The 26,778-nt window shown below is 39.9% G+C and carries 24 protein-coding genes and 1 pseudogene; 7 read left to right on the top strand and 18 right to left on the bottom strand.

What is annotated here, in order from left to right; genetic code table 11:
- Positions 1 to 9 precede the first annotated feature (9 nt).
- From DFR59_RS05860 to DFR59_RS05870, 3 genes are all read left to right on the top strand, one after another.
- Positions 10 to 471, top strand: coding sequence for a staygreen family protein (locus DFR59_RS05860; protein ID WP_114744666.1), 462 nt, complete (start codon positions 10 to 12; stop codon positions 469 to 471).
- A gap of 80 nt (positions 472 to 551) precedes the next feature.
- A complete protein-coding gene (locus DFR59_RS05865) occupies positions 552 to 1,235 on the top strand; it encodes a YetF domain-containing protein (protein WP_114744667.1) in 684 nt (227 codons plus the stop codon).
- A 103-nt stretch (positions 1,236 to 1,338) separates the two neighbouring features.
- A complete protein-coding gene (locus DFR59_RS05870; RefSeq protein WP_114744668.1) occupies positions 1,339 to 1,767 on the top strand; it encodes a VOC family protein in 429 nt (142 codons plus the stop codon).
- A gap of 568 nt (positions 1,768 to 2,335) precedes the next feature.
- Here the strand turns inward: DFR59_RS05870 and DFR59_RS05875 are convergent.
- A complete protein-coding gene (locus tag DFR59_RS05875; RefSeq protein ID WP_114744669.1) occupies positions 2,336 to 2,665 on the bottom strand; it encodes a four-helix bundle copper-binding protein in 330 nt (109 codons plus the stop codon).
- Between the two features lie 80 nt (positions 2,666 to 2,745).
- Complete coding sequence (locus DFR59_RS05880) at positions 2,746 to 3,336, bottom strand: YdhK family protein (RefSeq protein ID WP_114744670.1); 591 nt, start codon at positions 3,334 to 3,336, stop codon at positions 2,746 to 2,748.
- A gap of 234 nt (positions 3,337 to 3,570) precedes the next feature.
- On the opposite strand from DFR59_RS05880, the gene DFR59_RS05885 reads away from it, so the two are divergent.
- On the top strand, positions 3,571 to 4,245 hold the full coding sequence (locus DFR59_RS05885; RefSeq protein WP_114744671.1) for a response regulator transcription factor: 675 nt from the start codon (positions 3,571 to 3,573) through the stop codon (positions 4,243 to 4,245).
- 2 nt (positions 4,246 to 4,247) lie between these two features.
- The gene (locus DFR59_RS05890) at positions 4,248 to 5,615 is read left to right on the top strand and encodes a sensor histidine kinase (RefSeq protein WP_114744832.1); all 1,368 of its coding nucleotides are present in this window, start codon (positions 4,248 to 4,250) and stop codon (positions 5,613 to 5,615) included.
- A gap of 75 nt (positions 5,616 to 5,690) precedes the next feature.
- Here DFR59_RS05890 and DFR59_RS05895 read toward each other — a convergent pair whose 3' ends face one another.
- The 4 genes from DFR59_RS05895 to DFR59_RS05910 form a co-directional block, all read right to left on the bottom strand.
- Positions 5,691 to 8,813: an efflux RND transporter permease subunit gene (locus DFR59_RS05895; RefSeq protein ID WP_114744672.1), complete on the bottom strand. Its 3,123-nt coding sequence runs from the start codon at positions 8,811 to 8,813 to the stop codon at positions 5,691 to 5,693.
- A 220-nt stretch (positions 8,814 to 9,033) separates the two neighbouring features.
- Positions 9,034 to 10,188: an MGDG synthase family glycosyltransferase gene (locus tag DFR59_RS05900; protein WP_114744673.1), complete on the bottom strand. Its 1,155-nt coding sequence runs from the start codon at positions 10,186 to 10,188 to the stop codon at positions 9,034 to 9,036.
- 195 nt (positions 10,189 to 10,383) lie between these two features.
- Complete coding sequence (locus tag DFR59_RS05905; RefSeq protein ID WP_114744674.1) at positions 10,384 to 11,766, bottom strand: sensor histidine kinase; 1,383 nt, start codon at positions 11,764 to 11,766, stop codon at positions 10,384 to 10,386.
- Positions 11,767 to 11,772: 6 nt separating this feature from the next.
- Positions 11,773 to 12,471 (bottom strand): response regulator transcription factor, encoded by a 699-nt coding sequence (locus DFR59_RS05910; protein WP_114744675.1) that lies wholly within the window; start codon positions 12,469 to 12,471, stop codon positions 11,773 to 11,775.
- A 223-nt stretch (positions 12,472 to 12,694) separates the two neighbouring features.
- On the opposite strand from DFR59_RS05910, the gene DFR59_RS05915 reads away from it, so the two are divergent.
- Positions 12,695 to 13,351: a phosphatase PAP2 family protein gene (locus DFR59_RS05915; RefSeq protein ID WP_114744676.1), complete on the top strand. Its 657-nt coding sequence runs from the start codon at positions 12,695 to 12,697 to the stop codon at positions 13,349 to 13,351.
- Positions 13,352 to 13,574: 223 nt separating this feature from the next.
- Here the strand turns inward: DFR59_RS05915 and DFR59_RS05920 are convergent, their stop codons facing one another.
- The 3 genes from DFR59_RS05920 to DFR59_RS20395 all read right to left on the bottom strand — a co-directional run bounded on the left by DFR59_RS05920 (position 13,575) and on the right by DFR59_RS20395 (position 14,917).
- Complete coding sequence (locus tag DFR59_RS05920; RefSeq protein WP_114744677.1) at positions 13,575 to 14,198, bottom strand: DedA family protein; 624 nt, start codon at positions 14,196 to 14,198, stop codon at positions 13,575 to 13,577.
- A 62-nt stretch (positions 14,199 to 14,260) separates the two neighbouring features.
- Complete coding sequence (locus tag DFR59_RS20390; protein ID WP_281269340.1) at positions 14,261 to 14,620, bottom strand: DedA family protein; 360 nt, start codon at positions 14,618 to 14,620, stop codon at positions 14,261 to 14,263.
- Between the two features lie 18 nt (positions 14,621 to 14,638).
- Positions 14,639 to 14,917, bottom strand: a complete 279-nt coding sequence (locus DFR59_RS20395) for a DedA family protein (RefSeq protein WP_245948389.1) — start codon at positions 14,915 to 14,917, stop codon at positions 14,639 to 14,641.
- A gap of 229 nt (positions 14,918 to 15,146) precedes the next feature.
- On the opposite strand from DFR59_RS20395, the gene DFR59_RS05930 reads away from it, so the two are divergent.
- Complete coding sequence (locus DFR59_RS05930) at positions 15,147 to 15,728, top strand: undecaprenyl-diphosphatase (RefSeq protein ID WP_114744678.1); 582 nt, start codon at positions 15,147 to 15,149, stop codon at positions 15,726 to 15,728.
- A 32-nt stretch (positions 15,729 to 15,760) separates the two neighbouring features.
- Here the strand turns inward: DFR59_RS05930 and DFR59_RS05935 are convergent, their stop codons facing one another.
- The 9 genes and pseudogenes from DFR59_RS05935 to DFR59_RS05975 form a co-directional block, all read right to left on the bottom strand.
- Positions 15,761 to 16,273, bottom strand: a complete 513-nt coding sequence (locus DFR59_RS05935) for a GNAT family N-acetyltransferase (protein WP_342768309.1) — start codon at positions 16,271 to 16,273, stop codon at positions 15,761 to 15,763.
- 188 nt (positions 16,274 to 16,461) lie between these two features.
- Positions 16,462 to 16,884: an arsenate reductase (thioredoxin) gene (gene arsC, locus DFR59_RS05940; RefSeq protein ID WP_114744679.1), complete on the bottom strand. Its 423-nt coding sequence runs from the start codon at positions 16,882 to 16,884 to the stop codon at positions 16,462 to 16,464.
- Between the two features lie 24 nt (positions 16,885 to 16,908).
- Positions 16,909 to 18,207, bottom strand: coding sequence for an arsenic transporter (locus DFR59_RS05945; RefSeq protein WP_114744680.1), 1,299 nt, complete (start codon positions 18,205 to 18,207; stop codon positions 16,909 to 16,911).
- A gap of 14 nt (positions 18,208 to 18,221) precedes the next feature.
- On the bottom strand, positions 18,222 to 18,572 hold the full coding sequence (locus DFR59_RS05950; protein ID WP_114744681.1) for an ArsR/SmtB family transcription factor: 351 nt from the start codon (positions 18,570 to 18,572) through the stop codon (positions 18,222 to 18,224).
- 547 nt (positions 18,573 to 19,119) lie between these two features.
- Positions 19,120 to 19,257, bottom strand: a pseudogene (locus DFR59_RS20315) (stress-induced protein, KGG, repeat-containing protein); the annotation flags it as partial.
- Between the two features lie 222 nt (positions 19,258 to 19,479).
- Positions 19,480 to 22,671, bottom strand: a complete 3,192-nt coding sequence (locus tag DFR59_RS05960; RefSeq protein ID WP_114744834.1) for a DEAD/DEAH box helicase — start codon at positions 22,669 to 22,671, stop codon at positions 19,480 to 19,482.
- A gap of 174 nt (positions 22,672 to 22,845) precedes the next feature.
- Positions 22,846 to 23,679: a phytoene/squalene synthase family protein gene (locus DFR59_RS05965; protein ID WP_114744683.1), complete on the bottom strand. Its 834-nt coding sequence runs from the start codon at positions 23,677 to 23,679 to the stop codon at positions 22,846 to 22,848.
- On the bottom strand, positions 23,672 to 25,135 hold the full coding sequence (locus DFR59_RS05970; RefSeq protein ID WP_114744684.1) for a phytoene desaturase family protein: 1,464 nt from the start codon (positions 25,133 to 25,135) through the stop codon (positions 23,672 to 23,674). The genes DFR59_RS05965 and DFR59_RS05970 overlap by 8 nt, the downstream gene beginning before the upstream one ends.
- Entirely contained in the window at positions 25,132 to 26,658 is a 1,527-nt protein-coding gene (locus DFR59_RS05975) for a phytoene desaturase family protein (RefSeq protein ID WP_114744685.1), read from the bottom strand. Before DFR59_RS05975 ends, DFR59_RS05970 begins: the two co-directional genes overlap by 4 nt.
- Positions 26,659 to 26,778 lie beyond the last annotated feature (120 nt).

Consider the following 26,778-nt stretch of genomic DNA (forward strand, 5'->3'; position numbering starts at 1 on the left):
GGGAAAGACATGCGAGAATTCCATCCTGAAAAACTTTCCGTATTATTGCTTCCGCCTGCTACCCCGTTTTTCCCAGTCGAGGGCAGAAAATATACCTTGACTCATTCAGATTTGACGGGGGATATGTTCTTAAGCGCAGGCTGCCAATTTGATTTTGAAAAAGTAAATATGCTCATGAGAGATGAAGTCCTTGCAGAGTGGGTGCTGCATATGGGGCAGCATTTCCTGCAGGCAAAAGTCCACATTTCAAGTGGAGAGTACGATGAGAATCACGCATCGGTCCGCTATATGATCTTTCAGAAAGAACTGTCTATCGCATTAAAAGCGATAGCAAACGGTGACAGACTTTTTTACACATACTTTCCTTGGCTGTTGGATATGCCGATCTATGTGGAATTTGAATCAATCTATCCTGCTTTTCAGCAAATCCAGTATTTCGGCACCATAAGGCAGTATTTAGCTGCCACATAGGCACAAGATAAACAGTCTTGTGCTTTTTAACGGTTTTCATTAGGACTTGCCATATAACTCGAGAGGGGGACATCATTAGAATGGAAGAATTGGATATGGGGCTGATGACGACAAAAATCATTATCGGGTTTGCTGCGTTATTTATGATAGTGATTTGGACAGGACGCACCTCAATCTACCAGCTCACACTGTTTCATTTGGTTTTTGTCCTGGTGCTCGGCGAATTTCTGGGAAACGCCTTATATGAAAACGATGTCCACACCCTCCAATTTTTATATGGAACCGGACTGTGGCTGCTGTTGATGCTGGCAATGGAGTACATAACCCAAAAGTGGAATTTCACTCGATCCTTTTTGATTGGTGATCCGGCAATCATTATAAGAAACGGCTCCTTTGATAGACAAATGATGAAAAAGAACAAAGTGGATATCAATCAAGTTCAAAGCCTCTTGCGTCAGAACAGTGTGTTTTCGGTAAGAGAGGTGAAATACGGAATCCTTGAAGCAAACGGTCAGATCAGCCTTTTGCTGAAATCTCAATTTCAAAATCCCATTAAAGAAGATTTAAATCTTCCTGCAAAAGAAGAAACTCTTCCCATTGCCTTAATCATTGACGGGGACATCCTGGAAGACAACCTGAAACAGATTGGCTGCACCGATGCCTGGTTAAGGACCCAGCTGAACATCAAGGGTTACACCAGTGAAAAAGACATATTCTTTGCCGATTGGGAACCAACGAACGGCATCCATATCTGTCCGAAATGAACAGTCTGCGTTTGTTAGCGCGGGCTGTCTTTTACATTTAGCTTTATTGCATTAATCTTGATAAAATGTATTAAAATTGATGTTTGGAATTGGAGTGTGTTAAATGATCCATCAGCGTGTAAGTCTATTAACTATAGCAGCATACAATCTACCGAAGCTAAGAGCCTTTTATCAAAAATTGGGCTGGGAGGAAACCGAAATCAGTTCAGATGCCTACGCTGTATTTAAAACAGCAGGTGTACTGATATCGTTATATCCGAAGGAAAATATAGAAAAAGATTCAAGTGTTAAGCTTCCCGACACACCTGAATACAGCAAAATGACCATTGCAATCAACGTTGATACACCTGATGAAGTAGATTCCACATATGAAATCATTAAACAAATTGGCGGCAGCCTGCTTAAAGAGCCGACAAATGCTGAATGGGGAGGAAGGACTGCCTATTTTGCAGATCCAGAGAAGAATATATGGGAAATTGCCTGGAATCCAACTTCCAAATTCGATGAAAGAGGCGCTATGATTTCATTTTAATGAATAGTAGAAAACATAATAATATTATGTTAACTAGTAAGGTGATTTACATATTATAGGATAGACAATGATTCAGAAATACAGCAGACAGATTTTCTGGATAAGAATATCCAAATGAAACAAAATTCACTGCAAACGTAAAAAATCAATAAATAGCCAGTTAGAATTGCAACTGATTATTTACGTATAGAAATTCAGGAGAAAAAATATATTGAAAACTCCAGATGCATTAAAAGTAAAATTAAATCGTAAAAAAAAAAATAAAATTTAAACCATCACAAATCTCATAAAATTTCTATTCTGTCTCACTATTAAGAGTATACTTTTGATATGAGACATTTTTTCTTTTTAAAACTCAACTATCTATAATTTATATTATGTAAACTAGAAAATAGATCGCCATCCATCATCAACCATTACACTCCCTTCCCTTTGTAGTAGATAATAAATTAGCATAAAATCATAAAACTTTGTATTTATCTACGATTATGCCAGCATTTAAGCATAAAAAGAATCCGCACGTTTTCCGGCGGACTCAATCTTAAAACTTATCTCACTGCAAATTTAATTATGCTGCAACCTTTTTACATTCTTCAGCGCATTTCAAACATGCATCTGCACATTTTTGACAGTGGTCATGATCATGCTTTTTACACTCATTTCCACAAGCTTCGCAAATTGTTGCACAAATTGAAGCTAATTCTCCATCAAAAGGAGTTCCTCTGACCAGGGCTTGTTCTAAATAAGAGCAAATATCCGCACATTCACGATCCAACCGAATGCACTCAGTCATCATTTTTACATTGTCTTCATTCAAGCATGCATCATAGCAATGGTTGCACGCTTCCATACATTCATGCAAGGTTTCAATTAAAGATTTGTACTTTTCATGTGACACTAAATCGCCTCCTATTATTTTGGGTACATAAGGTGTTTATCCTACCTAGTGGCCCTATAAACAAAAAATCGATTAAATTACTATTTTGCTGGTTTTAATTCGCTTTCTGTAACCCATTTATGATTTTTAACTGTCTTACCACCATTGGTTGGTTTGTAATCAATCATATAGACTGTCGTTTTTTCCGCGGAATCAATGGTTGCCTTAGCCCCATTCATCCCTTCCATATGATCGGCATTAACTGTTGCCTCGGTGCCCTTTTTCAACTCTTCATCACCAGCACCCTGAATTTCTTCCTGAATGACCCATTTATGATTGGTCACCCTTTTACCGCCATTTGTAGGGTTATACGAAATCGCATACGCAATCGTTTCATACGCCCCCACAATCTTAGCTTCTGCTCCCTTCATTCCCTTCATATGATCAGCTGTTACAATCGCTTTACTGCCCACTTTATAAGTAGGATCTATAGCATCTTTTAACCCTTTTGGAACTTCATCTGAACCTGACATATCCATTTTGGAGTGGTCCATATTCATTTGCTCACTATTTTTCTTCTGCTGATCACCGCTCTCTTTCTTTGGAGAACTGTTGTCGCTGCTGGAACATGCAGCAAGAGCGATAGCGGTAATTAAAGTAATCAATACTGCAACGAATTTTTTCCCTCTCATTTTTACACCTCTTAATCTGGTTTTTATTGGTTTAACATGCCTTTTATTTTGTGCTTATGAACAATCTCTCATTCAATCCTTTTGATTTTCACCTAACCTCCATTTAAAGTGTTAATTGAATAGTTGGATCTTATCAAAAGAATTTGAAGAAATTATGAAGGTACTGCATAGATTCTCGACATTTTTATTGTAAGTTAAAATAATAATTGAAATTGATTTAGGAGACTTAATACAATGAAAAATATTTTATTAGTAGATGACGAAGTCAAGATGCTGAATCTGCTTGAATTATATTTAACCCCTAATGGATTTAATTGTTTAAAAGCAAATTCTGGCTCTCAAGCCATTGAATATCTAACAGAGAAGCAAGTTGATGCAGTCCTGCTGGATATCATGATGCAGGGAATGGACGGATGGGAAACCTGTGAAGAAATTAGGAAATTCAGTGATATTCCTATTATTATGGTAACCGCAAGGGACAATAAAGCAGATATGATTTATGGGTTGAATTCTGGATCAGATGATTATATTACGAAACCTTTTGATGAAGACATTTTGATTGCTCGTTTGAATGCCGTTCTTAGGCGGACTCATTCAGCAAATGAGATTATTTTCAATGAACTGATATGGAATGAGGCTAAACATACTGTTTTGGTAAACGGCAAAGACCTCACTTTTACCCCTATTGAATTTTCTCTGCTCGGATTATTTTTAGGTAATCAAGATATTGTCCTTAGCAGAGACCAGCTTATAAATAATATATGGGGATTTGATTCAGAAATAGAGGATCGTACAGTAGACTCTCATATTCGAAATATCAGAGAAAAATTAAGAAAAGTTGGTTTTCAAATTGATGAGCACTTGGCCACTTTATATGGCATTGGATATCAATGGAGATCTATGCGATGAGAATAAAGAAAATATCGATTAAAATCAGCTTATATTTTTTAATCGCCACTTTGCTGATAGAAGGAATTTTATTCTTCTCTCTATATACCAATTTAGTTCAATCACGTGTCAATGAAGAAATCAATGCCCTTCTGGCCAGGGGAAACAGCCATAGGGACGTATTGCAGAAGAATTTTGATTCCACAACTGTAAAACATGTGGCATTAATGGAATCTGAGGGGTCAACTAGTGTAATAATAACCTCGTCAACAAGAGAAACAATAGCCCAATCAAAAAAAGTGACCGATGGAATGAAGAATCATTTGCTGCATGAGATGCCTATACCACATAAAGGATCCGTCATTGAAAAACATTGGAAAACATCTGAATATATATGTACTGTCAGCCCTATTAAAATAAATAATCAAGTAAAAGGCTATGTCTATATGTTTTTAGGGACTGGTTCTATTAAATCCCTCATAAACCATCTAACTCACCAATTTCTGATTTCAGGCGCCATTATTCTAGCTGTGACCATTATTACCATGATTGGTTTGTCCAAGCTGATTGCCACACCATTAGTCCACATGAAGGAAGCGGCCCAAAAAATGAGCAGCGGGGATTTGACCGTTTCACTAAATGTCAAAGGTTATGATGAAATTGGTGAGTTGTCAAATGCTATTCAACAATTGGCAAACGATTTGAAGTTCATGAAAAACGAAAGAAGTGAATTCTTAGCGAGCGTTGCGCATGAATTAAGAACACCATTAACATTTGTAAAAGGATATGCAGACATCGCAATGAGAGAGTCCATTACTGTAGAAGAGAGAAATAACTATTTATCAATAATTAAAGAAGAAAGCGAGCATATAACAGATCTTGTGAAGAATTTATTTGACCTCGCGCAAATGGAAAAACACTCCTTTCAAATTACGAAATTAAGATGTAATCTTTATGATCTGAGTGCTAAAACCATTGACAGACTTAGACCGGCATACAAGAATAAAAACATAAAATTATCTTTTACATGCCCTAAAAATCTGTTTGCGCAAATTGATCAACAACGATTTGAGCAGGTCCTTATCAATCTTTTAAACAACTCTTATCGCCATGCGTATGAAGGTTCAACGATATCTGTAATCATACAGCCCCTTTCCAACTTCATTCAAATAGAAGTTAAAGATGAAGGAGAAGGAATACCACCTGAGGATGTCCCCTATATCTTTAATCGGTTTTATCGGGTAGACAAATCACGAACCCGATCAACTGGCGGAATCGGTCTCGGGCTTGCCATTGTGAAGGAAATCATAGAACTGCATAATGGCAGCATTTATGCTTCGAGCATCCTTTCAAAAGGAACGACCATCAGCATCCAGTTACCTATTGAATGAAAAAGGAGAAGGGCTTTATTCCCCTTCTCCCTTTCCATTTACAACAATCTTATTCTAGGAATCCTCGCACATCACTTATTTAGTAATTGCATTAGATTTAGCGCTCTTTTTATTGGCAGCTTTCTTATGGAACCATTCGTAAATAATTGGAATGATAAAAAAGCTGTTAATGGTCGAAGTGACCATTCCGCCAATCACCACAATCCCCAATGTTTGAGAGATAACGGTCTCTCCACTATGAGAGAATGCAAGCGGCAGTAAGGTAAGAACAGTGGCAGCAGCTGTCATTAATATAGGTCGTATCCTCGAAAGGCTTCCTTGCAGGACGGCTTCTTTTAAAGTCATCCCTTCTTTTCGGTTTCGTTCAATTTTATCGACAAGTACAATTCCATTTGTGACTACAATACCTGTAAGCATCAATACGCCGATTAATGCTGCAAGGTTCCATTCCCCATGGAATAGCAGCAAGGCCACAACAACCCCGCTCAGAGCCAACGGGATGCTTAAAAGGACCGACAATGGTGCTCTCCATCCTTTAAATATGGATGAGGTTATCAGCAGTACTAGGAGAATTGAAAATGAAACAGCAATGACCATGTCAACAATCATTTGTTTGACCTGTTCAGAAATGCCTCCCAGCGAATACGAAATTCCATCCGGCAATGACATGCCTTTTAATGCTTGATCTACTTTATTCGATACCTTTCCAATATCGTTGGATGTTATCAAAGCCGTAACGAGTGAAAACGGCTGCCCATCCCTTTCGCTTATGGAAGAGGATCCTGTTTCTTTTTGGACAGAAGCTATTTGATCAAATTGAACAATTTTTCCATTTTCTCCCTTAAAGGATTCTGATTTAAGAGAGGCGATTACGTCATCTGCAGATGCTGTAATGGAAAGAGGTGCATCTTTTCCAGATGCGATTTGATCAAGAAACTCATCCATTGGCAGCACGTTATGGTCAACGGTCACCTGAGCGTCTTTAGGCTGTGCCATATACCGATTGATGACAGTGAGAATATCTTGTGGATTCACGCCAAGTTCGTTGATTTTCCCCTGGTCAATAACCACCTTATATTTTGCAGCCCCATTGGTCAGATCCATTTTGCCATCAACGCTTAGGTTTGAAATATCGGCAAGCTTGACTCTTGCTTTTTGGGCAATTTGATCCAAAGTCGCTTGATCTGCTCCCGAAAATACTATGCGAATCTGAGAATCGTCTCCTGATATATTCTGGCTTGTTACAGTATAAGTCGTATTGGTTGATAGTTTAGGCAGTTCTTTTTGCAGTTGAGTAATAACAGCGTCTGCATCTTTATCCCTTTTTAGCACGACAGAAAGATTCGCCACATTTGGATACGTAATGTATCCCCCTCCTTGGTCAAAGACATCGTCGCTTTGAGGTGTCATGGTTGAGCCAAAACGAGAAGAATAGGACTCTACTTTTGGATTGCTCTTTAACGATTGTTCAATTTTTTTGACTTCAGAATCTACTTGCAGAAGTGTACTTCCTTTCGGCAATTCAGCTTTGATGGCAATTTGACCGATTTTACCGCTTGGCAGCAAGCTGATCGGCAATAAAGTCGAGCAGACTCCCGCAGCTAAAAAGACAGCCAGAGAAATAAACAGCAATGCTTTCTTATTTTTGAATGCCTTCTCTAATACTGGCCTCATCTTCTTATCTAATGAGATGGTTTTTTTAGGCTGCCTGCCTCCCTTCCACCCCATGAATGCGAAGGTCGGAATCACTAACATAGCAGTGATGAACGAGATGATTAAGGCTATGACCACAGACCATGCAAAGCCACTGTAAGAAGCGCTGATAACGCCTCCGACAAAAGCAATCGGGATATATACCGCAATAGTAGTTAAGGTAGAGCCTAGAATTGCAGGTATCATCTCAACTACAGAGTCTGCAAGAAGGGATAAAATCGGCTTCCCATTTTCTTCTTCTCGTTTTCGATACATATTATCAAGGATTACGATAGAATCATCCACAATACGCCCCATTGCTACAATCAAACCGGAAACAGTCAGGATGTTCAGTGTGATGCCCATAGACTTCAAGATGGCAGTCGTTGCTAAAAGAGAAATCGGCAAAGAAACAGCAATTAACAGTGTTGAGCGAACATTCCTGAAAAAGAAGAAGACACAGATCATCGAAAATAAACAGCCTAACAATCCTTCTCTAATGAGTCCAAATAGGGAATCATTTAGTTCTTTTTCACGATCTAACAGTAAATGTAAATGTACGTCATTTGGATTGATGGTATCAAGCTGCAGGTTGGAAACCCGTTCCTTCACTCGATCGGCTACGCCCGTAATGTTTGCTGAAGGTGATTTAATGATATTCAGCTCCACACTCGGAGCGCCATTCGTTCTTGAAACGGTTTTAAAGTCATTTAATGAGTGCTTAATGGCAGCAAAAGAAGAGACTGGTATGCTTTTGCCCTCTTTATTTTTAATCGTTGCATTTTCCATTTGCTTCTCTGTCAATTTTAGCCCTTCAAATGAAACAGGGATGGAGAGCTGATTATTGACGATATTCCCCTGCGGCATCATTGGAATAATAGATGCAAAGGATTTATTGACATCATCGAGCGTCAATCCATTCTTGGCTAAATCCTTCATTCGGACCGTCATTACGTATCCATCTTTTGCTCCTCCGAACACGGAAACATCAGATACCCCTGGAACACTATTTAATTGTCTGGTGATTTCTTGGGCTGCAGTTGACCGGAGCGTTGCTTCATCTAACTTGGAGCTGGTCAAACTGTAGGTCAGGATTGGAAAGGAACTGGTGGTTAACCTGGTTACTGCAGGTGTGCTGGTAATGGTAGATGGCAGATCCGCTCTGGCCAACGCTTTATTGACCTGATCTTCTGCTAGTTTCATATCGGTATCCATCGGAAAATACAAACTCATGAATAATCCACCATCATAGGATGTGCTTTCAACGTTATCCAGGCCATCGACACTTCTCACTGCACTTGCTAAGTTGTCAGTGACTTGCTTCTTCACTTGATCTGCGAGATACCCCGGCACCCTCATACTTACGGATAAAGTGGTATTATTGATGCCCGGCAGATAATCCCTTTGCATCTGGTAAGCAGAAATTGCTCCCCATGCCAAAATGATGATAACACACACAATCATTAAAATGGCACGCTGCATGGATGCCTCAACAAGCTTTTTCATAAGATTCCCCCTAAATATACTTTGACCCATTTAAAACTTAGAAGTTATGTAAAAAACTGCAAAGATGGGTACTACTCATTATAGGGAAGAGACCTGTACAGATTCTGAACACTTCATTAAAATTACCTTAATAAAAAGGTGCCTGTCGCGCCCCGAAATACGTCGTTTTGCAATCGACCAAAAACAGGGCGTGACAGGCACTTTCAAAGTATGTGATACATTATACTATCTCCTGAATATGCAGCTTCTGGGTCATCTGTTCAATGATTCCCACCGCTTTATTCGAAGCGGATTTCATTTGATATTTTCTCGCTCTATAACGCATATAGGTTAAAGTCCGTGGATCATTCAACATTCTATTTATATTGTAGATTAATTCATGAGGGGTATGAACAAGACGCGCCAAACCCGATTGCAATAAAAATTGGGCATTATCCTCTTCCTGTCCTGGAAGTGGGTTAAAAAGAAGCAACGGTAGATTCATGGCTATGGCTTCTGATGAAGTGACTCCTCCGGGCTTGGTGATCATTAGATCCGAAATGGCCATGATTTCATGGACGTTCTCAGTAAACCCCATTAGCAGCACATCATGTTTCGATCCTGAAAATTCCCTCTCCAGATGCTGTCTTAATTTTTCATTGCGTCCGCAAATGATAATCAATTGAATAGAGTATGGAATATCCTCAAAAGCTTCAAACGATTCTTTATTGAAAAATCCATCCCCCCCTCCCATCACAAGCAGAGTGAACTTGTCCGGGCGCAGATTGTATTTAGCAAACAACGTTTTTCTTGAGAGTATTTCATTAAATCTCCTGCGAAGCGGAATGCCTGTCGCTTTGATTTTGTACTCTTCAACTCCCATATTCATTAATTCATCCTTTACTTGCCTGGATCCGACGATATATTGATCCGTAAATGGATAGATCCAATAGGAATGGTATGCATAATCTGTAATGACAGTCACTGCTGGAATATCAATGCATCTTTGTTCCTTTAATTTTGAAACGATGCCTGCAGCGAATGGATGGGTACTTATAATGGCAGAAGGTCTGATCTTCTCAATGATTTTTAACATTGAATTCATGCCAATTGTAAAAATGGAATTTAACCTTGTCGAAAAAGAGTTTCTTATCTGCGTTTTTCTGTATAAGAAGCTATATACTTGGGGGAAATTTTTGATGCTCTTTTTATACAGTAATGTACTGATAGGAGAAAGATATGGATGCAGCCATTCCATTGTATCAATCACCACTGGTTCAACAGCTGGATGTCTGTCCACTACAGCTTCACTTAATGCTTTTGCTACTTGATTATGGCCGTCGCCAACAGATGCTGAAAGGATTAAAATTCTCTCTGAGTCTGTGAATTTCATCATTGATTTCCACCCCATTTTTATATTTCCCGCTCTATATATGACTTCCAGCAAGAGATATTAATTTCAATAATCTCGGCTTTTGTTACCTCTACTATAAACCTTCCAGCTGAACGCCCACTTAATGCAAAATTAACAAATCATTAAAAAAACCAATCCCCACATGACAAGGGATTGGTTTTCACAATCAATTTTAAATTACTCAATCATATTTTTATTTTTTATTTTTGGCAGCATTAGCTGAACCTCTGTTCCTTCCCCTTCTACACTATTGATTTTGATCTCGCCATGATGCTGCTTCATGATATTCTTAGCAATTGGAAGGCCGAGCCCCATTCCTCCAGTTTGTCTGCTTCTTGCTTTATCCACCCGGTAGAAACGTTCAAAGATCTGATTGATTTCACCTTCCGGAATTCCAATGCCGTAGTCGACGATTCTAATCAGTACATGTTTATCATACTCCTCAAGATAAACATCCACTTTTGCCTTGCTATACTTTATGGCATTATCAATCGCTATAATGATGACCTGTTTTAATTTGAATTCGTCTGCACTGATAGATAGTGAATCTGTATTCGCATGAAGTACAATATTCCTCTTATAGGCAACCTTCAGCTGGTTAATGATTTCCTGGCAAAAGGATGTTAATTGAATCGGTTTGAGTTCTAATTGGTTAGCGAGCTCTGTATTGGCAAGATCCAAGAATCGCTCCGTCATCTTTTGAATCCTGGTTGCTTCTGAATGAATGGAATCAATCGCTTCCAATGTCATTTCAACATTTTCAATCCCACGCCGCCTCAGTAAATCTGCATAGCTCTTGATAACCGTAAGCGGTGTCCTCAATTCATGGGAGGCATCGGATATAAATTGTTTCTGCCGCTCCAGATTCTCATCCAATCTGTCGATCATCCGATTAAACGTAACCGCCATTTGATTCAGTTCATCTTTTGTTTCGCGCTGTATGGATATCTTTTTAGGAATTCCGCTCTTTTCGATGTCTTCCATCGATCTGATCATATTTGAAATAGGACGGATGATGATATTAGACAGCCACCTGCCGCCAAGTAGGGAAAATAAAGCTCCTATTAAAGTACATGTACCAAGTATGATGAGCAGGACATCCTTCCCCAGCTCCAATCCGATCACTCTTTCACTTAATTCTAAAGTGTATTTAACCTGGCCATTCACTTTGATTGGCTCTTTATAGATGATGATTTGCTCTTCTCCGCCCTCATCGTGGATAATCCGCCGATCTGTAGTCGGGTGGCTCGTGAATTTAGGCTTAATTTTCTTTGATAAGTATTTATCATTTGTCACTTCATTAATGATAGTAGAATCTTTATTGACAAATCTGATAAAAGAATGGCTGGATAAATACGGAATGAATTTTGTTTGGGACACATTGGATAATTCGTCAGGTTTTATCTCATTCATAATATCCGAAGCCTTTTGATGCACTTCGTCCTGAACTAAGTTAAATGTGATGGTCATAAATGAAAAAAAGACAATTGAATTGATGGCAATTAATACAAAAAGGATCCATGCCGTTGTCATCAAATTGATTTTCGTTGTGATTTTCATACTTTTCTACGACTCCTTTATGATATATCCCACTCCTCTTACGGTATGAATAATTTGAGAATCAGAAAAATCTTCTTCCAGTTTTTTTCTTAAATGTCGAATATAAACGTCAATAACATTCGTTTCTCCTTCATATTCATAACCCCACACATTATTAATGATGTTGTCCCTTGTGACGATCCGGTTCTTATTTGCTAACAGGTAGACTAAAAAATCAAATTCCTTTGGTGTCAATGTGATGGGCTTCCCTCCTCTTTCCACTTCTCTCGTCTGAGGATTAACCATGATATCATTTATCGTTAAAATCTCTTCTTCTGCTTTTAAAGCACTGGTGGAAACTGCTGACTGCCGCAATGACGAGCGCACTCTGGCCAGCAGCTCTTCCATTTCAAACGGCTTGGTAATATAGTCATTTGCCCCAAGATCCAGGCCCGCTACTTTATCCATCGTCATATTCCTTGCCGTCAATAGGATAATCGGAATCATATCGTTTTCTTTCCTGATTTTCCTTAAGACCTCCATGCCATTCAATTCAGGGAGCATGACATCAAGTAATATCAAGTCAAAATTCCCCTCGAGTGCCAATTGAAAGCCGGTTCTCCCATCATTGGCCGCAATAACCTCGTATCCTTCATATTCCAATTCGATCTTCAATATTTTGGCGATGCTATTTTCATCTTCTACGACTAATATTCTTTCATTCACCTAAATCACTCCCTATATCTTTCAAACCGTGTGATATGGATTGAATCTCTACTAACAAAGGTACCATTATTTAGTCACTATTTTAGATTTTTAATAAAATTTTAATGTTTTGTTCAGGGGAAATAGAGGTTAGCGGGGTATGATAAGTCTGTCGTTTTCTAAATCTATATTAAGGGTAAAACCAAGAGAGGAATGATTCTTAATAACTGACGGAGGTTCGATAATGAATTTAAAGAAGCATCTATTACTTGCTTTTATCATAAGTTTCATCTCATTGTTAGGATTTACTTTCATGGCTTTTCTAGTCAATGAGCATTCGATTAAAGCATTCGATAGACCCATTATTAATTTTGTACAAGGTTTTGAAGCTCCGTGGCTGACGGAGATCATGCGAATTTTCACATTTATAGGGGGCATGATACCTGTAATAGTACTGTCCCTTCTGGCTGTGTTTATCCTGTATACCGTTTTTAAGCACCGCTCTGAACTTGTATTTTTCGTTACGGTTATTTTAGGTGCGAATGTCTTGTTTCTTACCCTAAAGCAGATTTTTCACCGTGCACGCCCCGACTTGCACCGCTTAGCAGTTGTGACGAATTATAGTTTCCCGAGCGGGCATGCGACAATGGCATTTGCTTTATACGGTTCGCTCACTTTTCTACTATGGAAGCATACCGGCACAAGATTGAAGCGAACGATATTAATCATCATAAGTGCCATTATGATTTTTGCCATCGGGATCAGTCGGATTTATCTTGGTGTTCATTATCCGAGTGATATCCTTGCCGGCTATTTTATCAGCGCATTTTGGCTTACATTTGCAATTGGCTTTTATCAAAGGTATAAGGAGCGCCTATATAAACGGACGCAGCAAAATTAATAAAAGGCTGTTTTCGTAAACAATGTTGTTAAAATCTTAGTGCCGATTTTAACGTAAAACTAGCTGTCTGTTTCGTTGAGATGAAATATCCAGGCTCTTTTCGAGCTAAATCTTCAGCAAAGATTTCATAAGAAATACTGTTTTAAACCATAAAGCAACAATCATTGAGAAAAGAGCCTAATAAAAAGAGGAATTGCCTATGCAACAGGCGATTCCTCTTTTTTTATGATGCTTTATATTTTGATTTCAAGCGCTTTACCATCATCCAAATAACGATAATAAAGACAATAGCCACAATTCCATACGTAACAGGTTTCATATACATTTGTCCTGTCTCCCAATTCTCTCCGAGTTTGACTCCCAAATAAACAAGGACAATATTCCAAGGGATGCAGCCAAGGAATGTAAAAGTGATGAATTTACTCATCTTCATGTTCGCCATTCCTGCCGGAAGAGAAATAAAGGTACGCACAATAGGCAAAATCCTTCCGAAAAATGCAGCCGCACTTCCATATTTCTCGAACCACATTTCCGCCTGTTTTACATGTTTCTGATTTAACAAAACATATTTACCGTATTTTTCAATAAACGGTCTGCCTCCGTATTTCCCTACTAGATAAATTAAGATTGATCCAATAAGGTTACCTGATACTCCGGCCAATACTACGCTCCAAAAGGAATAATCCCCATTTCCTACTAAAAACCCTCCAAACAGCATAATGACTTCACTCGGAAGGGGTATACAAGCACTCTCCAGCAGCATGCCACCAAAAATCCCCCATATTCCCAGTGAGGATATTGCGTCCAGAACGAAACTTTCTAACGAATTCATCAATTGATGCAGCATATAATACTCCCTTTAAAAAGTGGTTAGTTTCCTATTCTTAAAAAACCCTAAATTTCAATTTCCTAAACTGTTTGAAATATGACTAATAACGTAATAGCAATTCCTAATAAAGCTATGGATAAGAAGACAGTGATTTTCCTCTTATAAAAACGAAAGATGAAATAAACTGCCGCCACAACAATACCAACGATCAATGCTTCAGATATGTAATGGCTAATAACATGATGAAACCTATCCCATTGCGGTCCTAACACTTTTCCGATCGATATGAAACAAGTTCCCCAAATCCAAACCCCTATGTATGCAGGAATAAAAAATGTTCGGTTCCTCATTCTTGATATCCCTGAAACATAGCCGGTAATATGCCTCACACCAGGTATGAAATAAGCGAACACCAATAATTTACTGCCGGAACGTTCCAGCCAGTCAGCTGTTTTTTGCTATTTTTGAGGACCAAAGTGCAATAAGCGGCCATATTTCTCGATAAGTTTATAGCCCCCGGATTTTCCTATCCAAAAAGTGCTGGTGATCCCTGCTCCAGCAGCCGTATAAGCAGTCAGCAGTGCAAATATATAGTTCATCTTTTCAAGATACACTAAGTATCCCGCATAACTCATTAACAACTCCGCAGAAATCGGAAGTGCCAACAATTCTAAAAATGTTCCAAGAAATAACATGACATATGGATAATGTTCAAATAAGGTGATTAGGTGTGACATGATGGCCTCCGAGTCCCATTCACAAATACTATTTGGGAGATTCACTCTCAAATGGAACCTGAATCAAATCTATCACAAAAAAAATCAGAAATTAGAATTTTAATGATGAATTAATCTTATTTTAACCAATTAAAAAGGTAGGTTGGATAAACTGAGTCCATCCCCTAACGATCTGCTATACCCGCATATATAGAACAACACATGAAAATGAGAGAAATGAGTGATTTTAATGAACTACAAATTATTTCAGCTAATCAATCACAATGCCGGCCATCATCCTGTTCTTGATGGGTTAATGGTTTTCTTTACAAAAGAGGCCATGATCGTTTACGCCTTGATATTACTTCTGATGTGGTTTTTAGGTAAAGACAACTATAAGCAAACGGTTGTGCTTGCTGCACTAACTGGGGCTATCGGTCTTTTCATCAATTTTATCCTTGGCCATATTTTTTATGAATCCCGGCCATTCATAACTCATCATGTCCATTTATTGCTGCCTCATGTGAAGGACTCTTCATTCCCAAGTGATCATACAACAGGTGCATTTGCACTAGCCCTGGCTGTATTATGGCGCAAACACGGGAAAATTGGCTCTATCATGCTAGTAATCCCAATCTTAACAGGATTTTCTCGTGTTTATGTGGGACATCATTACCCATTTGATGTCTTAGGAAGTGTGTTGGTAGCATTCATAACAAGTGGCGTCGTTTATAAGTTCCAAGCTGTCTTCAAGCCGCTTTCAAAACTCATTATCAGCATTTACAATCGAGTGCCGCTTGTACCTAAAAGAGAACAGAATCTCTCAAGATAAAAACAAACCCATCGGTGAAGAACCGATGGGTTTTATAATTCAATCCAATACCGTTGAACGATTTCATCTGAGTATAATGACTTCACTTCATTTTCAAAGATCCCGCCAACTTTTTGGATGGTTTTAGCAGAAGCGATATTTGGTTTATCACAGCTGACCAATACTTTTTCCAAACCTAACTTCCGGGCTTCTTCTAAGCAAAGGCTCAGCTGCTCAGTGGCGTATCCCTTTTGACGTTCATCCGGATGGATGCTATAGCCGATATGTCCGTTCTCCTTTAATAACTCTGGAGTTAATCGATGACGAATATTAATAAGTCCGATTAATTTCCCCTCTACAATACTCATAAATTGTGTGGAAGGCACCCGGTGCTGCGGCAAATTATCTTCCTTTTCTTGATTTTCCACTTTTTTCAGCCATTCATCAAAGTCATCAAAATTCTGTAAGGAAGAACCTCCATATGGCTGTTCTCCAGATAGTAAAAATGCTTTTCGATAATCCATTATTTGTTCTTTAAACCGTTGGTTCGGTCTCACTAATTCCACTTCATCCATCATCCTCGGATTTAAAATATGTATATTCCCTAATAGTCCTCTTCGAGATAAGTTAATCATTTTCCTTCTTTAGCACTATCAAGCAATATAAAAAACGCCTGACTCGCAGTATTTTTATAATCACTAAGAATCAGGCGTTTAGCTATCTTTATTTCATTTAACTATCCAATATTTATAAATCATTCACCAGTTTCAGCAAATCGCTTAATGCGTTCACCGATTTCATCGCGTACACACTGGAAAAACGCCCATTTTTCTTCGTCTGTTCCTTCAGCTTTTGCCGGGTCGTCGAAGCCCCAATGCTCACGTTTGACATTTGGCGGCGTCATTGGACATTTATCAGCAGCATCCCCGCATAATGTCACTACTAGATCTGCGTTGTTTAAAATTTCAGGGTCAATGATATCCGATGTTTGGTTCATAATATCAATACCTGCTTCATTCATGGCTTTAACAGCATTCGGATTTAACCCATGGGCTTCAATTCCGGCACTGTATACATTCCACTCTTCACTATTAAGATATTTTTTAGCCCATCCTTCAGCCATTTGGCTTCGGCATGAGTTTCCTGTGCATAAGAAATAGATGGTTTTTTTAGACATGTAAATCCTCTCCTTTATGATTTATTAAGAAATAAGCAGCAGCCATAGATATAGTCCTGCTAGTGTAATGAACAACGTCGGAATCGTCAGGATAATTCCTGTCTTGAAATAAGTTCCCCATGATATCTTGACACCTTTTGTGGATAATACATGCAGCCATAATAGTGTGGCAAGAGATCCAATTGGGGTTATTTTTGGTCCGAGATCTGAACCAATTACGTTTGCATAAATGAGTGCTTCTCTCATGGTATCGGTTGTGTTCGTCGCATGAATGGCTAATGCATCGATCATGACGGTCGGCATATTGTTCATGATTGAAGAAAGTATGGCTGCAATGAAGCCCATTCCAATAGTTCCAACAAACAAGCCTTGGTCAGCTGTCGTCTGGATGACATCTGCCAGCACATTCGTCAGACCGGCGTTTCTCAGTCCATAGACAACGACATACATCCCGATGGAGAAAAAGACGATGGCCCAAGGTGCACCTTTTACTACTTTTTTCGTTTCAACCACAGAGCTTCTTCGGGCCATTAATAAGAAAAAGAACGCCACAATCAAAGCAATGATGGAAACTGGGACATGAATTGCTTCTCCAGCGAAATAGCCGATTAAAAGAATACTTAAAACAATCCATGAGAGCTTAAACATTTTTTGGTCTTTTATCGCTTCTGACGGCTGTTTCAAGTCTGCCAAATCATAATTTTTAGGAATGCTCCTTCGAAAATACAGATATAGGACCAATATGCTCGCAGCTAGTGAAAAGAGGTCCGGAATGATCATCCTGGATGCATATTGGGCAAAGTGAATGCCGAAAAAATCTGCCGAAACGATATTCACCAAGTTGCTGACAGCTAATGGCAGCGATGTCGTATCGGCAATGAACCCACTGACAATAATAAACGGAAAAACCATTTTGTCTTCAAACTTTAATGCGCGAACCATCGCTAAGACGATTGGAGTCAAAATCAGCGCGGCTCCATCATTGGCGAAGAACGCAGCCACCAACGCGCCTAAGAAAGCGACATAGACAAACATTTTTACACCGTTTCCACCGGCGGCTCTTGCCATATGTAAAGCCGCCCATTCAAAGAAGCCGATTTCATCTAAAATTAATGAAATAATGATGACTGCTATGAACGTGAGGGTTGCATTCCACACGATTTGAGTAACATCCCATACATCTGTAAAATCGACTACTCCTGCAAGCAGTGCCAAGACTGCTCCCCCACAGGCAGACCAGCCGATTGATAAATTTTTTGGCTGCCAAATGACAAAAATGAGAGTGAGCAGAAAGATCCCTGATGCTAATACAATTGAAGTCAATCATTCCACCTCCTTCACTCACAGCATAGAATGCGTAAGCCTTGTTTTTCTAATTCGGTAATTCGTTCATCTTGATTTGGCAAGGAATTTAATAGATCCTCTACAAATTCATAGTAGACACTATTTGAATTCAGGGAATAAAAAATCCATTGACCTTTCCTCTTTTCCCGTACCAATTCAATATCTTTTAATTTTCTTAAGTGCTGGCTGATGGCTGGTTGACTCATTTGATAAATTTCAACCAGTTCGCATACACAGCACTCATTATTCTGCAGCAATTTCATCATCGATAACCGCGTTTTATCCCCAAGCAGTTTCAGTACTTGTGATGCTTTATCGATTTCAATCAGATTCTTCACACTCATAATGGGCACCTCCTCATTTCGATATCATTATATAACTATTTACTTATATATTAAAGAGAATTTTTTATTAAGTAATATTTTTCAGCAATTTACCGATGCAGAACAAATGTTCCCAACCCCTATTTTGGGCATTTTTTATACACAAATAAGGAAGGATCCTCAATACTGGATCCTTCCTTATTATTTGCTTCATTTAGTTGCTGTTCGAATTGCTGTTGGAGCCGTTGCTCGAATTATTTGAGCTATTCGAGCTATTATTATTTGAATTGTTGCTTGAGTTACTGTTGGAACTATTGCTTGAGCCGCTGCTTGAGTTGCTATTTGAACTGTTGCCCGAGTTATTGTTGGAATTGCTGTTAGAGCTGTTATTTGAGTTATTGTTGGAATTATTGGAATTACTGTTTGAGTTATTGCTTGAGCTGTTGCCGGAATTGCTGTTTGAATTGCTGTTATTAGAGTTATTATTTGAATTGCTGTTAGAGCTGCTGCTAGAGTTATTGCTGTTTGAGCTATTATTCGAGGTAGTGCTGCCCCCGGAGTTTCTTCCGCCCTTTTCGCCAATCTCTTGGAAAAATTCTTTGTCATGGTTTTTTGCAGTGGCTTCGCCGCCTTTTCTGCCGGCTTCTTCCCTGCTCATCGTACCATTCTGATTGTTAGAATTGTTGTTTTCATTGTTGTTTGCCATTATGAATTCCTCCTTTGTGATTGTGCTACAATAACGTGTTTACCACTCACTGGATCCATCAAACAGGAAAAGTTCCTTTTAACTTAACTGTAATATTGTGTTAGCACTTTAACCGTTACATACCACGAGTTTCACCGAATAATAAAAAATAAAAATATTCTCTTGAAACAATATTGAAATATAAAAAAAAGAACACCCCATACTTAGAGCGTTCTAATAAAATCATATATTCAAAATCTCCCGAATATCCTTTTCGGTCAATGTCCCTGAGGATTCCCCGTTTTGTTCAATGATTTCTTCAATGATGTTTTTCTTTTTCTCCTGAAGTTCGTTCATTTTTTCCTCGATGGTTCCTCTTGCGACCAATTTGATCACTTGTACCGTATTCTTCTGACCCATTCGGTGGGCCCTGTCAGCTGCTTGTTCCTCGACGGCAGGATTCCACCAGGTGTCATAAAGGATGACCGTGTCAGCCCCGGTTAAATTCAGGCCTGTTCCTCCCGCTTTCATGGAAATCAAGAAGAAGTCCCTTTCCCCTTGATTGAAACGGCTGCAGCGCTCCACTCTCTCACCAGGTGGGGTCTGCCCATCAAGATAGAAATAATCCAATCCTCTCTCCGTTAGTTCACTGCCTATCAAATTCAGCATTTTCGTAAACTGTGAAAAAACCAGAACCCTCCGGCCTGCATGCCTCGACTCTTCTACTACTTTCATCAGATGGTCAAACTTCCCAGACCTTCCGTTGTATCCATCCACAAAAAGGGCAGGATGGCAGCAGATCTGCCTCAGCCTCGTCAAACCTGCTAGAATTTTTATTTTATTTTTACGGAGGGTATTCTTATCAAGGTGCTTCAAGGCATCATGGCGCAGCTTTGCCAAATATGCAGCATAAAGCTTCTTTTGATCTTCTAAAAGTTCGATGGAATCCTCCATCTCCACTTTCTCAGGAAGCTCAGCAAGCACATCTTCTTTCAGTCTCCTTAAGACAAATGGACGGATCCGCTTCGCTATGGACTTCCTGGGAAGATTGCTGAATTCCTTCAAATCCCCCAATAGCTCCGGAAACACGACGTAAAAAATCGACCAAAGCTCCTCAGCAGCATTTTCAATCGGTGTCCCTGTAAGAGCAAAGCGATGATTGGCTTGAATTTTCTTTACGGTGCGAGCCGTTTGAGTCCCGGGATTCTTAAATGCTTGGGCTTCATCGAAAAAGACTGAATGAAATGTTTGCTGTTCATACCATTTCACATCGCTCCTTAACAATGGATAGGAAGTGATGATGATATCTATTCCTTTAAGATCTTTCTGCAAATTTACACGATCTTTTTTAGACCCATCCAAGACAATTGCTTCTAGATCTGGTGCAAATCTCGTCAGTTCGCTCAGCCAATTGTACGTAACCGACGATGGACACACAATCAATGCCGGCAATTGTTTTCCACGGATGATCTCTACTTCGGATAAGAGATAGGCGATGGTTTGAATAGTTTTTCCGAGCCCCATATCATCTGCTAAAATTCCCCCAAAGCCATAGAAAGCTAGGGTTTTCATCCAATGATATCCCTTAGTTTGATAATCTCTTAATACATTCTGAAGAGCCCCAGGTACCTCAAACGCAATACTTCCTGGATTCTTCAGATTTTCTAAAAACTCTTTAAAGGAATCATCGAAACGGAATAGCCCTTCTTCATCCACCGTATCCAACAGACCAAGACTGCGGGTCAGCGGCAACTCAAACCCATCACTTAAATCCCCTGCCTCATCAGGTAGATAGTTCAAGAAACGATTGATCTCCTGCATTTCCCTTGTTTCCAAAGAAAACAATGATCCATTTGGAAGGCGGTAGTATTTCCTTTTTTCTTCAAGAGCTGAAAGCAGCTCTTTAATGTTTTGATCAGAGAACCCATCCATTTCAAATTTAAAATCAAGCCAATTGATTCTGTCTTTTTGTGCTTTTATCCTGATACGCGGCTTGGCATTTCCTCTGAATAAACGGGTGCGTACGGCTGTAGTCGCATAAACAGAAGCCATTTTTTGAAGCTTGGGAACGATGTAGGTCAAAAATTCATATTCAATTTCTTCATTATGTAGGAAGTAGCCTTCTTCTGTCTTACCGAAAAATTCATCCATAAGGCTCATGATGACTTCTTCTTTTTCAGCATCCCTAATAAGCCATGAAGAGGCTTTTGTTTCTTTATTTTCCAGCGGATTGATGATCACATTTTCATAATGGAATTCCAGTCCGGCCAACAGTCTTCCTCCGACACGATCCAAATACAGTTTTGCCAACAAAGAGGCTTTTTTCCACTTGCCTGCAATCGATTCATCAATATCCACGCGTCCCCATTTTTTCAGACCTGGGAGTACTTTTTCCATGAAAAATCCAACCTGTTCGTTTGCAATCGGCAAGGTATTGGATTGAGTCTTTTCAAGCATTTGCTTCAAATAATGAAGTCTTGTGCCCTCCTCCTTTTCAAACAGGAACAGAACACCTTCAAAAATAACGGTTTGATACGCAGGCAATAGGATCAAACGAGACAGACCGTATACGTTCAATTCAAAACCACTGTTCCCGCGAGGAGATAGGACAAATCGTAAGGACGGAGGTTCATCGGAAATAGTCAACTCATTAAACCGTACACCATCATACTCAACTGCAGCGCTAGGTACATGAATAAGCTTAGGAAGCAGCTGACTCCATATGGATGGAGTGAGCATGAGGATGGAAAGATCTCTATCCTCTCTCGCTTGTTTTGATGCATGATTGTCTGACGCACATTGGATCAGCAATTGTATGACCGAATCGTCCTCATTTGAAAAACAATGCAGATCAGGGGTGTATATGAATGATTCGCTTATTTGTGCAGGCTGCAAACGTTGAATAGCGCTCAATAAAGAACGGATCTCCCTAACAGGCATCCCTTCAATATTCAAGCTGATGCCTAAAAGAGGGGACTCTCCCTCTACAGGCAGCACTCTGCAAGTAAACTCGATGTCAAGAACCGCTCGATCTTCAAAGTGATTCTGCCGGCCACTAGTCCGTCTTGGTTTATTATCAAATAAACTGATCCACTGATCGGCCATGTCATTCCTCAAAAATTCGGCAGGTGCACCAGCAACGGGGGCATTCTTTTTATTTTGATGAAAAATCGACAAAAGGACCGCAGCTATGTGCTGGCAGTCCCGGTCAAAGGAAGCAAGTGATGGACAGCTGCACTCCGCTCTGAAATCCCCTTTCGGCTCCCTTTCCACTTTGACCAAAAAATCTTCCCCTCCTGATACAACCGCTTCACAGGATTGAGGTGAAACATTTGTCATGGTTACTTTATTCGAACGATAAAAAGCCTCCCCCCTCTTGAAGGAGACCGTTCCGCATCTTTCTTTGATGATTTTCTCATTTAGTCTGATTTTCAATGCTTTTTCTCCTTCCGGCGGGAATCGAGAATACTCCGTACTTTTCCTCATATGATAGATTCCATTATACATTGAATTTTCTATTTGAAAAAGGCGACTGCCCTTTATCAAAAAAACGCCGCATTTTTCAGCGGCGTTTTATCATTTGATAAGCTCCATACATAAAAATGTCCGTCAAATACTTGCTAATATCGCTTTCTTCTTATCATCCGATACATAATGCTTTTCACCAAATACCTGATACTGCTTCGACCTTACAGTAGAGAGAATTTCCCTATACAGTTTACCAGCCCCATAAACCGGAATACGTGAATGAAGCGGATATTCATTCATTGTGGAAAAAGCTTGCTGGTAAAGTCTCTCTGCTTCTTCCGCTAAATGCTCCCATAACTCGATGAAACCTTTGTTCACTATTCCTTCCATTAAGTCCTCTTCCTTCACACTATAAAAATCCATGATGTCCTGTGGTAGATAGATGCGGTCCCTTTCAAGATCTTCCCCTACATCTCGAAGAATGTTTGTCACCTGCATGGCAAGGCCCAGTGCTATGGCGTCTTTCTTGAGATCCTTTGCTTTTTTCGGAGCAAGGATCGGCAGAAGCATCAATCCAACTGTGCCGGCTACATGGTAGGAATAGTTCAATAATTGGTCCATCGTTTGATAGCGGTTGATGGTCAAATCCATCTTTTGGCCTTCAAGCATATCCCGAAAAGCCTGTACATCCATTTCATAGCGTGAAAACACATCGGACAATGCCAGCCACATGCCGTTAGCAGGATCAAATTCACTTTTTAGGAACCTTTCGAATTCAAAAGCGAACGCATTCAATTCCAAAACAGGGCTTTTTCCTTCATCGACAATATCATCCGCCGTGCGGCAAAAAGCGTAAACTGCCCAAACAGCTTTCCGATCTTCTTTCGGTAATAATGAAAATGCTTTATAGAACGTTTTGGAATGCCTGGCAATCACTTTTTCACAATAGTCATACGCTTCATCTATTCTATGCATGGTTCCTTCGACCTCCTCTTTGAACTTGATCTTTTATCAGCTCATCTGCCAACAATTTTGCTCCTTGCATGACAATGGGAATGCCGCCTCCCGGGTGAATGGATGCCCCTACAGCATAAAGGTTGTTATAGGTCTTACTTTTCACCTGAGGCCTGAAGACTCCTGACTGGAACAAGGATGGCGCAATCCCAAAGCTTCCTCCTTTATACAAACCGAATGCTTCTGCCTCTTTTGGCGTATACATCTCCATCCACTCAATGGCATTCCGTAGACCGGGAAATACTCCCTTCTCCAAGCGATCAATGATTTGATCAATCCATTCCTTCTGATTCTTCCAATCGATTTCGGTGTCTGACGGAACAGGTATCAAAGTATAAAGGACGCCTTTTCCTTCCGGAGCCAGCGAATCATCGATGATAGAAGGGTGAAAAGTATAAAAAGCCGGATCTTCCGGAATTGATTTTTGTTCAAAAACAGCTTTCATATGACTGTCGAAGGACTGCCCGATAAAAAATTGATGCACATTGGCCTGTTTGTATATTCTATTAAGGCCAAAATATAGAAGGACACATCCGGAAGATGGTGTATAAGCTCTCTTGCCGGGAACATCCATTAATTCTTCTAGGTTCGGAAAATCTCCGTTATAAATGACGGCATCATATGTTTTTTGGCCGAATTTCGTTTCAATCCCTTTCACTTCCTGTTTGTCTAAAAGAATGGAAGTGACTGGACAGTTTAAGTGGACGGGAATATTCCGTTTTTCAATTTCTTTTTTAAAAATATCAACCAGGTTGGCATAGCCGCCTTTTAGATAGTAGATTCCGTGAGCGTGTTCACTGTACGGAATCAAAGAATACATGGCAGGAGCATGAAAAGGGTCCCCGCCTATATATAAAGTCTGAAGGGAATAGGCCATCCTTAATCTTTCATCCTGGAAGTACTTGGCCATCAAACGGTTAACAGATTGATGGGGTTTCAGTTTCATAAGCTTTTTGACATTGCTTTTTGTCCAAAAGCTTTTTGGATTGGAAAAAGATTTGCTAAGGAACGCCTCATTGCCTACTGTGAACCTCTCTTTCCCATCACGAATGAACTCCGGAAACTTTTCTGCATCTTCCGGGAACACCCGGCGCAGTTCTTCAAGTTGCCTTTCTTCATCCGGATACTTCGTATAAGAAACACCATCCGGAAAATGAATGGTATAGAGCGGGTCGCATAACAGAAGCTCGTAGCTCTTCATATCTATGCCAGCTTCTTCTAATAGATTCTGAAACATTTCAGGCAGCAGGACAATCGTCGGACCTTGATCGATTTTGAACCCATCTCTTTCCACAAATCGAAGCCTGCCCCCAAGTCTGGAGTCCTTTTCGAAGATTTCTACCTCAATCCCTCTTTTGGATAGGATAAGAGCGGACATCAGTCCCCCGATTCCCCCGCCGATGATCGCAGTTTTCATAGTATTCCCTCCACTTTAGGAAGAGGCATGACCGGAATGCGCCCCATTCCCTCTTCTTCCAAGATGCCGTTGGCTGTAATCCTGGCAGATTCCAAAATGGTCGGAAGTCCGCTGCCGGGATGGGTGCCTCCTCCAACGAGCCAGCAATGGTCTAATTCTTCAAACTTGTTATGCGGCCTGAATACCATCATTTGGGATAACTGGTGCCCCAGATTAAAAACGGCCCCTTTATATACATTTGCATCATGTTCCCAATCATCCGGGGTAACGATATGTTCCACTTCGATATGGTCTCTGATGCCTTTAAAGTCTGTTTTCTCTTCAATGGCATCCAGTACAATCTTTCTAAATTTCTCTTTATCTTTTTTCCAATCAATTCGGCTGAAATTATTCGGCACCGGGGCAAGAATATAAAGGGCGGATTTACCTTTTGGCGCCAGGGTGTGATCTGTCACACTTGCATTTTGAATATAGATTGAGGGATCCATAGATAAGATTTTCGACTTGGTGATTTCCTCGACATTCTTTTGGTAGTCCTTTGAAAAAACAATGGAATGATGGGGGAGTTCATACGTTTTATTGACCCCTAAATAAATCATGAATGTAGAACAGGAGTATTTTTTCTTTTGGAGTTTCTTTACTGAATACTTCCTTAATAATCCCGGCTCCACCAATTTCGTCATTATATGGGAAAAGTCTCCGTTGATGATCAGTTCATCCCCTTCAACTTTTTCCCCCGTTTCTAAAATCACACCTTTTACGCTCCTGCCTTCCGTCCAGATCTGCTTGACTCCTGAATGTAAATGAATTTTACCACCATGCTCCTGAAGCACCTTGGCCATGGCCTTGGACAGCATATTGACACCGCCGATTGGATGATAGACACCATAGGCATGCTCCATGTATGAGAGGATGGAAAATGCACCGGGACATTCCCATGGGGACATCCCCAAATATTTAGATTGGAAAGTAAATGCGAGTTTTAATTCCTCTGCAGTAAAGTATCGGGATAGAACTTCGTAGAGGGTTTTCCCGAGTTCAAGCTCAGGAACGGCTTTAATGACTTTCGGCCTAACATAATGCATGAAGCGGTCCATTTTGTCTTGGAGAATGGGCGTCAGTGCCTTCATCTTGCGAGCTGTTTCTTCCATAAAGCGCTCGTACCCTTCTCCATTCCCGGGGTAAAGGGTTTCAATCTGCTGCTTCATCTCTTGACGGTCACGTGTCATCCTGATTGTTTTTTCTTCAAAAATCAATTCATACATAGGATCAAGATTCACAAGCTTCATGTAATCATGCACATTTCTGCCTGAGGCTTGGAACAATTCTTCCACTATATGAATCATACTAAGAAATGTCGGGCCTTTATCAAATGTATAATCACCAAGGCGCAGTTCCGAATTTCGTCCACCAACAGTGCCATGCTTTTCGAAAACATGGACATCATAACCCTTACCTGCAAGCATCATTCCTGCAGCAAGGCCGCCTGGTCCAGCTCCGATGATGTTGATTCGCTTTGGCATATGGAGTGCTCCTCTCTTAATCAACTCGTCAGATATATTATACAAACATTATACATTCATTAAACAAATATGGAAAGCAAAAAGATGCTTTCTTGCCGCTTTCCATCCAAATCCATAAAA

Source organism: Falsibacillus pallidus, from assembly GCF_003350505.1.
Classification (GTDB): Bacteria; Bacillota; Bacilli; order Bacillales; family DSM-25281; genus Falsibacillus; species Falsibacillus pallidus.

Coding starts and splice junctions, on each gene's coding strand:
- DFR59_RS05895 (WP_114744672.1), bottom strand. CDS start 8,813: ATGAAAAAGCTTGTTGAGGCATCCATGCAGCGTGCCATTTTAATGATT.
- DFR59_RS05930 (WP_114744678.1), top strand. CDS start 15,147: ATGAACTACAAATTATTTCAGCTAATCAATCACAATGCCGGCCATCAT.
- DFR59_RS05870 (WP_114744668.1), top strand. CDS start 1,339: ATGATCCATCAGCGTGTAAGTCTATTAACTATAGCAGCATACAATCTA.
- DFR59_RS05880 (WP_114744670.1), bottom strand. CDS start 3,336: ATGAGAGGGAAAAAATTCGTTGCAGTATTGATTACTTTAATTACCGCT.
- DFR59_RS05950 (WP_114744681.1), bottom strand. CDS start 18,572: ATGAGTGTGAAGAATCTGATTGAAATCGATAAAGCATCACAAGTACTG.
- DFR59_RS05970 (WP_114744684.1), bottom strand. CDS start 25,135: ATGAAAACTGCGATCATCGGCGGGGGAATCGGGGGACTGATGTCCGCT.
- DFR59_RS05885 (WP_114744671.1), top strand. CDS start 3,571: ATGAAAAATATTTTATTAGTAGATGACGAAGTCAAGATGCTGAATCTG.
- DFR59_RS05965 (WP_114744683.1), bottom strand. CDS start 23,679: ATGCATAGAATAGATGAAGCGTATGACTATTGTGAAAAAGTGATTGCC.
- DFR59_RS05900 (WP_114744673.1), bottom strand. CDS start 10,188: ATGATGAAATTCACAGACTCAGAGAGAATTTTAATCCTTTCAGCATCT.
- DFR59_RS05920 (WP_114744677.1), bottom strand. CDS start 14,198: ATGCTGCATCAATTGATGAATTCGTTAGAAAGTTTCGTTCTGGACGCA.
- DFR59_RS05915 (WP_114744676.1), top strand. CDS start 12,695: ATGAATTTAAAGAAGCATCTATTACTTGCTTTTATCATAAGTTTCATC.
- DFR59_RS05865 (WP_114744667.1), top strand. CDS start 552: ATGGAAGAATTGGATATGGGGCTGATGACGACAAAAATCATTATCGGG.
- DFR59_RS05975 (WP_114744685.1), bottom strand. CDS start 26,658: ATGCCAAAGCGAATCAACATCATCGGAGCTGGACCAGGCGGCCTTGCT.
- DFR59_RS05860 (WP_114744666.1), top strand. CDS start 10: ATGCGAGAATTCCATCCTGAAAAACTTTCCGTATTATTGCTTCCGCCT.
- arsC (WP_114744679.1), bottom strand. CDS start 16,884: ATGTCTAAAAAAACCATCTATTTCTTATGCACAGGAAACTCATGCCGA.
- DFR59_RS20395 (WP_245948389.1), bottom strand. CDS start 14,917: ATGTCACACCTAATCACCTTATTTGAACATTATCCATATGTCATGTTA.
- DFR59_RS05905 (WP_114744674.1), bottom strand. CDS start 11,766: ATGAAAATCACAACGAAAATCAATTTGATGACAACGGCATGGATCCTT.